Below are 257 nucleotides of genomic sequence, written 5' to 3'. Positions count from 1 at the left end.
AACGGTGTGACGAAATCATAAAAGCCGTTTGCCGACAGCACCTTCAGATCGGGATTGAGCGCCATGACCGCCGCGAGGTCGCCGGCCGTGTAGAGAATCACGTTGCCCTTGTCGTCCACGCCCTTCTGCGCGCCGGTCGGGTCGATGTGGCTCAAGCCCCAGAACTGGAACCCCTGATCGTTCAGATCCGTCAAGGCCGCGTTCGACGTGTACTCCAACTGCTCGTTCAGATAGACGTTCCCCATCGTCGTATAGAC

General features: G+C 58.8%; 1 pseudogene. It reads right to left on the bottom strand.

Features of this window, described 5'->3' with window-relative positions:
* Positions 1 to 257, bottom strand: a pseudogene (locus SB753_RS38975) (peptidase S1); the annotation flags it as partial.

Source organism: Paraburkholderia sp. SIMBA_053, from assembly GCF_046534895.1.
GTDB lineage: Bacteria > Pseudomonadota > Gammaproteobacteria > Burkholderiales > Burkholderiaceae > Paraburkholderia > Paraburkholderia caledonica.
The sequence above is the reverse complement of the archived record's forward strand: the minus strand, read 5'-3'. Positions and strand labels throughout refer to the sequence as shown.